Source organism: Kibdelosporangium persicum (genome assembly GCF_013280595.1).
Classification (GTDB): domain Bacteria; phylum Actinomycetota; class Actinomycetes; order Mycobacteriales; family Pseudonocardiaceae; genus Kibdelosporangium; species Kibdelosporangium persicum.
In genome coordinates, this window is the sequence record NZ_JAAATY010000072.1 from 1 (window position 1) to 7,832 (window position 7,832).

1 protein-coding gene is annotated in these 7,832 nt (G+C 68.2%); it reads left to right on the top strand.

Features of this window, described 5'->3' with window-relative positions; genetic code table 11:
* Positions 1-7,832, top strand: a 7,832-nt coding sequence (locus GC106_RS46785) for a non-ribosomal peptide synthetase (protein ID WP_173142649.1), incomplete at both ends; no start/stop codon positions are given.

Genomic DNA, 7,832 nt, shown 5'->3' on the forward strand with positions numbered 1-7,832 from the left:
CACGTCGAGGAGTGGCGTGAGCTGCATGAGGATGTGTTCGCGGAGGCTGCTTCGGGTGGTCTTGAGGAGAATTTCACGGGGTGGAACTCCAGTTATGACGGTTCGGAGATCCCGTTGGGGGAGATGCGGGAGTGGCATGCGGCCACGATCGAGCGGATCAGTGCGTTGCGGCCGCGCCGGGTGTTCGAGATCGGTGTCGGTAGTGGTCTGATTCTGTCTCGGATCGCGCCGTTGGCGCAGGAGTATTGGGGTGTTGATCTGTCGCCCAAGGCGATCGCCAATTTGCGGCGCGAGCTTGGTGACGATCCACGGATTCACCTGGACGCCCGGCCCGCACACGACCTCGGTGACGTGCCGAGGGAATACTTCGACACTGTCGTGATCAACTCGGTGGCGCAGTACTTCCCGAGCGTCAGCTACCTCACCGAAGTGATCAGGGAGGCGTACGGTCTGCTCGCGCCGGGCGGCACGATCTTCCTCGGCGACATCCGGAACCTGCGGCTGCTGCGGTGTTTCCGGACCGCGATCGAACGGCGGGCGGGCAACACCGATCCGGCCGCGGTGGACCAGGCCGTCGCCCGGGAAGGCGAACTGCTGCTGGACCCCGACTTCTTCCCCGCGGTGGCCCGTCGGCTCGGTGCGGACGCGGACCTGTGGGTCAAGCGCGGCAACGCATTGAACGAGCTCACGCGTTACCGGTACGACGTCGTGCTGCGCAAGGGTTCCGCTCAGCCAGAGCCTAACGAGCAAACGCTCGCTTACGTCGACCTGGCTTCGGTCGAAGGGTTTCTGCGGGACAACGCCCCGGACCGGCTGCGGGTCACGGGCATTCCGAACGTCAGGTTGTCCGGCGAAGTGGAGACCGTCGTCGGGACGGAACCTGAAGCGCTGCACGGACTCGCTCAACGGACCGGCTATCAGGTCGCGGTGACGTGGAACGCCCAGGCGACCGACGGCAGCCTGGACGCCGTCTTCTCCCGTACTGAAGCGCCTGTGGCCGTGTACCGACCGGTTGGCGCACCTAAGGTTCTGAGCGCTTACGCGAACCGGCCGGCCGCGCACCGCGAGTCGGGTTCGTTCGTGTCGTCGCTGCGAGCGCACGCACGGAAAAAGCTTCCCGGATACATGGTGCCGTCCGCGTTTGTTGTGCTGGACCGCCTGCCGGTCCTCACTTCGGGCAAGGTCGACCGCAAGGCGCTGCCCGATCCGGAGCCTCGGAGCCACACAGCCGGGCGTGCGCCACGTACCCCGGCCGAGCAGTTGCTGTGCGAGATGTTCGCCGAGGTGCTGGGCCTGCCCGCGGTCGGCGCGGACGACAGTTTCTTCGACCTCGGCGGCCACTCGCTGCTCGCCACCCGGCTGATCCTGTGGATCCGCAAGGCGCTGGGCGCGGAACTGGCCATCCGTTCGGTGTTCGACCACCCGACTCCCGAGCGCCTGGCCGGAGTCCTGGCAGGGGCGGACAACCGCCCGGCTCTTCCGGCTCTCACGCCAGTGGAACGTCCCGAGCGGCTGCCGCTTTCCTACGCACAACAGCGACTGTGGTTCCTGCACAGGCTTGAGGGTGGCTCCGCGACCTACAACGTCCCACTGGTCATGCGGTTGACCGGCAAGCTGGATGTCGCCGCGCTACAGGCCGCGTTGAACGACCTGCTGGCCAGGCATGAGGCCCTGCGCACGGTCTTCCCGGCGACCGACGGCGAGGCATACCAGCACGTGCTTCCGCACGCCACGGTCGAGCTGCGCACACCCGCCGTGAAGTCTGATGTGGACACGCAGATCGCCGGGATCGTTCGCCGGGTCTTCGATCTGGAGACCGAGATCCCGGTACGGGCGGAATTGCTGGCGACCGGCGCCGACGAACACGTCCTCGTCCTGGTGTTCCACCACATCGCTGCGGACGGCTGGTCCATGGCGCCGCTGTGGCGCGACATCGGCGAGGCTTACGCGGCCCGGCTGCGTGGTGCGGCACCGGACTGGCGGCCACTTCCGGTGCAGTACGCCGACTACACGCTCTGGCAACGCAATCTGCCGGACCAAGAGTCGCACATGGACTACTGGCGGGCGGCACTCGCCGACCTGCCCGAGCGGATCGAACTCCCCGCCGACCGCCCGCATCCCACCGTCTCCACCCACACGGGCGGGTTCTTCACGTTCGCCTGGGACACGGATCTGAGCACCGGGCTGACCCACCTGGCCCGCTCCTGCGGGGCGAGCCCGTTCATGGTCGTCCAAGCCGGACTCGTGGCGTTGCTGACCCGGCTCGGCGCGGGCACGGACATCCCTGTCGGCACGCCGGTAGCGGGCCGTATCGACGAGTCCCTGGAGGACCTCGTCGGGTTCTTCGTGAACACGTTGGTCCTCCGAGTCGACGCCAGTGGCGACCCGTCGTTCCGGGATCTCATCGCGCAGGTGCGTGAGCACAATCTCGACGCATACGCGCACCAGGAGGTGCCGTTCGAGCGGTTGGTCGAGGAGCTCAACCCGTCGCGCTCTCTGGCGTACCACCCGCTGTTCCAGACGATGCTCGCGTGGCAGAACGCCCCGGCCGCGGGCGTGAGTCTGCCGGGAGTCGAGGCGGAGAAGATCCCGGTCGGCACCGGGACGTCCAAGTTCGACCTGTGGTTCTCGCTGACCGAGACAGCACGCGGGGTCGACGGGATGGCCGAGTACAACTCGGAGATCCTCGATCGGTCCACTGTGGAGTCGATGCTCGCGCGGCTGGAGACCCTGCTGCGGGCCGCGGTGGCCGAGCCGGACCTGCCGATCGGCGGGATCGACGTGCTCACCGAGGACGAACACGACCGGATCACCGCGCAGTGGGTGCCCACCGACGTCCCCGCGACCACCATTCCCGAGCTTTTCGCGGCTCAGGTGCGAAGGTCCCCGGACCACCCGGCGCTGATCTTCGAGGACGTCGAGCTCAGCTACGCCGAACTGGACGCGCTGTCCAACCGCCTGGCCAGGCTGCTGGTCAGCCGTGGCGTGGGGCCCGAAAGCGTGGTCGCCCTGGCGTTGCCGCGATCGGTGCACCTGGTGACGTCGATCCTGGCCGTGCTCAAGGCAGGCGCCGCGTACCTGCCGCTGGACCCGGACTACCCGGCCGAACGCATCGAGTTCATGCTGGCCGACGCGGCTCCAGCGATCGTGCTCTCCGACAAGCCGCTCGCCTACGAGACCGTTGCCCTGGACGAGACGGACCTGACCGAGTGGTCCAGCGAGCCGGTGACCAGCACGGTGACGCCCGACCACCCGGCGTACGTGATCTACACGTCCGGCTCGACCGGCCGTCCCAAAGGCGTTGTGGTGCCGCACAAGGGAATCGTCAACCGGTTGCTGTGGATGCAGGACGAGTACGGGCTGACCCCGGACGACCGGGTGCTCCAGAAGACCCCGTCCAGCTTCGACGTCTCGGTCTGGGAGTTCCTGTGGCCGTTGATCGTCGGGGCGACCGAGGTGGTCGCCCGGCCGGACGGCCACAAGGACCCCGCCTACCTCGCCGCCGTGATCAGCTCCCGCGGCGTCACGACCGTCCACTTCGTCCCGTCGATGTTGCAGGTCTTCGCGCAGGAACCGTCGGTCGAGAGCTGTACGAGCCTGCGGCGGGTGATCTGCAGCGGTGAAGCGTTGCCGGTCGACGCAGTCAAGGCGTTCTACCAAGTGCTTGACGCCGAGTTGCACAACCTGTACGGCCCGACAGAGGCTTCTGTCGACGTGACGTACTGGCACTGCGACCCGGCGGATTCGACCGTCCCGATCGGCCGTCCGGTGTGGAACACCAGGACCTACGTGCTGGACGCGCGGCTGCGGCCGGTCCCGCCGGGCACGTCCGGTGAGCTCTACCTCGCCGGAATCCAGCTGGCCCGCGGCTACCTCGGCCGTCCGGCGCTCAGCGCCGAGCGGTTCGTGGCCGACCCGTACGGGCCGCCCGGCAGCCGGATGTACCGGACCGGGGACCTCGCCAAGCGCAGGCCGGACGGGGTGATCGAGTTTCTCGGCCGGGTGGACGAACAGGTCAAGCTGCGCGGGTTCCGGATCGAGCCGGGCGAGATCGCCGCGACACTGGCCGAGCATCCCGGTGTGGCCCGGGCGGTTGTCGTCGCCAGGGAGGACCGTCCGGGTGACGTCCGGCTGGTCGGCTACGTCGTGCCGGACGCCGAACAGCCGGGGCAACCGAACGAGGACGAGTCCGGTCAGGCCACCGCGCTTGCCGCCGCGGTCAAGGACGCTGCCGCCAAACGGTTGCCGGAGCACATGGTGCCGTCGGCGATCGTCGTGCTCGACGCCATTCCGGTGACCGCGAACGGCAAACTGGACCGGCGTGCGTTGCCGCTGCCTGATCCCGTGGCACCTGTCTCCGAGCGCGAACCCAGGACTGCCCGGGAGCGGCTGCTGTGCGAGCTGTTCGCGGACGTCCTCGGCCTGCCGAAAGTCGGCCCGGACGACAGTTTCTTCGTCCTCGGCGGCCACTCGCTGCTCGCGACTCGCCTGATCGCGCGGGTCCGTGCCGCGCTGGACGTCGAACTGGCCGTCCGGTCGGTGTTCGAGACACCCACGCCGGCCGGCTTGGCCGAGCTGCTGGCGGAGTCCGGCGGCCGGGCCCGGCCGCCGCTCAGGCGGGTGGACCGGCCCGAGGTCCTGCCGCTTTCCTTCGCGCAGCGGCGACTGTGGTTCCTGCACAACCTGGAAGGCCCGTCGGCCACGTACAACGTGCCGCTGATCATGCGGCTGAAGGGTGACGTCGACGTCGACGCGTTGCGGCAGGCGCTGATCGACGTGACTGACCGGCATGAGGCGTTGCGGACGGTGTTCCCCCACCGGGACGGTGTGCCGTACCAGCGGATTCTGGACGCCGCGGACGAGGGCGCGCGGCTGCGGGTCCGCGAGGTCACCGAGGGGGACCTCGCGGATGTGCTGACCGGGTTGGTACGTACCCCGTTCGACCTGGAGAACCGGGTGCAGATGCGGGCCGAGCTGTTACGGCTCGACGCTCAGCACCACGTGCTCGCGTTGGTGTTCCACCACATCGTGTCGGACGGCTGGTCGATGGCTCCCTTGTGGAGGGACGTCGCCACGGCCTACGAGGCACGGCTGGGCGGACGCACACCTCAGTGGGCCGAACTGCCGGTGCAGTACGCGGACTACACGCTGTGGCAACGGGATCTTCTTGGCGATGAGTCCGACAAGGACAGCGAGATCAGCGCCCAGCTCGACTACTGGCGGCGGACCCTGGAAGGCCTTCCTGACCGCATCGAGCTGCCGCTGGACCGTCCGCACCCCACGGTCGCGACCTTCCGCGGCGAGCTCTACACCTTCGAGTGGGACGCCGAACTGCACGCGCGCCTGGTGGATCTCGCGCACGCCGCCGGGGCGAGCGTCTTCATGGTCGTCCAGGCCGGTCTCGCGGCGCTGCTGACCAGGCTGGGCGCGGGCACGGACGTGCCGATCGGCTCACCGATCGCGAACCGGACCGACCACGCGCTGGACGATCTGGTCGGGTTCTTCGTGAACACGTTGGTACTGCGGGTGGACACCTCCGGCGCGCCGACGTTCCGTGAACTCGTCGGACGCGTACGGGAACTGAGCCTGGACGCGTACGAGCACCAGGACGTGCCGTTCGAGCGGCTGGTCGAGGCGCTCAACCCGACGCGTTCGCTGTCGTACCACCCGTTGTTCCAGGTGATGATCGCCGGGCAGAACAACGCACGGGCCACCGTCCGGCTGCCTGGTCTGACCGTCAGCGAGATCCCGGTGACCACCGGGACGTCCAAGTTCGACCTGTCGATCTCGTTGACCGAACGGGATCAGGGCATCGACGGCGTGATGGAGTTCAACACCGACGTGTTCGACCGCGGCACGGTGGACTCCATCCTCGCCAGGCTCGAAGGGCTGCTGCGGGCCGCGCTGGCCGACCCCGACCGGCCGATCGGCGGGATCGACCTGCTGGTGGGCGACGAGCGGTCCCGGGTGCTGCACGAGTGGGCCGGGGTGGACGAAGGCCTTGGCACGTCGACGTTCCTGGACCTGTTCGCGGTCCAGGTCCGCGAGCGGGCCGGCTGTGTCGCCGTGGTGTTCGAGGACATCGAGGTCACGTACGCGCAGCTGGACGCGTGGGCGAACCAGATGGCCCACGCCCTGATCGCCCGTGGTGCCGGGCCGGAAAAGGTTGTGGCGCTGGCGGTTCCGCGTTCGGTGGAGATGATCGTCGCCGAGATCGCGGTGATGAAGGCGGGTGCCGCGTACCTGCCGATCGACGTGGACTACCCTGCCGATCGGATCGCGTTCATGTTCCAGGACGCGTCACCGGTGTGTCTGGTCGCTCCGCGGGATTCACACGTCCGAGTGACTGACGGCGTATCGCTGCTGGTGGTGGACGATCCGGAGATCGCACGCCGGCCCACGACGGCGCCGGAAGTGTCGGTGGTGGCGAGTAGTGCTTGTTACATGATTTACACGTCTGGCTCGTCCGGCCGTCCCAAGGGAGTGGTCGTCTCGCACTCCGGGGTGGAGAAACTGGTCGCCACCCAGCAGCGGCGGTTCGGTGTGGGCCCGCACAGCCGGGTCCTGCAGTTCGCGTCGCCCAGTTTCGACGTGGCGTTCTGGGATCTGTGCCTGGGCCTGCTGTCGGGCGGCCGCCTGGTCGTCGTTCCGGCCGAGCGGAGGGTCGCCGGGCCCGCGCTGACCGAGTACGCGTTCGCGCACGACGTCAACTTCATGATCCTGCCGCCCGCGTTGCTCGACGCGTTGCCGGAGGACTGTGATCTGCCGACGAATTCGGTGTTGCTGGCGGGCACGGAGCGGGTGTCGCCGCAACTGATCGCCAGATGGGCGCCGGGCAGGCGGATGTTCAACGCCTACGGCCCGACCGAGGCGACGACCAATTCGACGCTGGGCGAGAGCACAGCCGAGGAACTGGCCGGTGCTTCCGTTGTCCCGATCGGCATTCCCGACCCGGACACCCGGGCGTACGTCCTCGACGCGTGGCTGCGGCCGGTTCCACCTGGCGTGGTGGGAGAGCTGTACCTGGGTGGTTCCGGGCTCGCTCGCGGCTACCTCGGCCGTCCGGCGCTGACGGCCGAGCGGTTCGTGGCGGACCCGTTCGGCCGGCCCGGAGGCCGCCTGTACCGCACCGGGGACCTGGTGCGCTGGCTGCCGGACGGGCGGCTGGTGTTCGTCGGCCGGGCGGACGACCAGGTCAAGATCCGCGGCTACCGGATCGAGCTCGGCGAGATCGAGGCTGTCCTGGCCGGGCACGAAATGGTGGGGCAATCCGTGGTCATCGCCCAGGACGGGCAGCTGATCGCGTACGTGGTCACCGCGGACGCGCGGGATTCCACGGCCGAACTCGACCACGTCGAGGAGTGGCGTGAGCTGCATGAGGATGTGTTCGCGGAGGCTGCTTCGGGTGGTCTTGAGGAGAATTTCACGGGGTGGAACTCCAGTTATGACGGTTCGGAGATCCCGTTGGGGGAGATGCGGGAGTGGCATGCGGCCACGATCGAGCGGATCAGTGCGTTGCGGCCGCGCCGGGTGTTCGAGATCGGTGTCGGTAGTGGTCTGATTCTGTCTCGGATCGCGCCGTTGGCGCAGGAGTATTGGGGTGTTGATCTGTCGCCCAAGGCGATCGCCAATTTGCGGCGCGAGCTTGGTGACGATCCACGGATTCACCTGGACGCCCGGCCCGCACACGACCTCGGTGACGTGCCGAGGGAATACTTCGACACTGTCGTGATCAACTCGGTGGCGCAGTACTTCCCGAGCGTCAGCTACCTCACCGAAGTGATCAGGGAGGCGTACGGTCTGCTCGCGCCGGGCGGCACGATCTTCCTCGG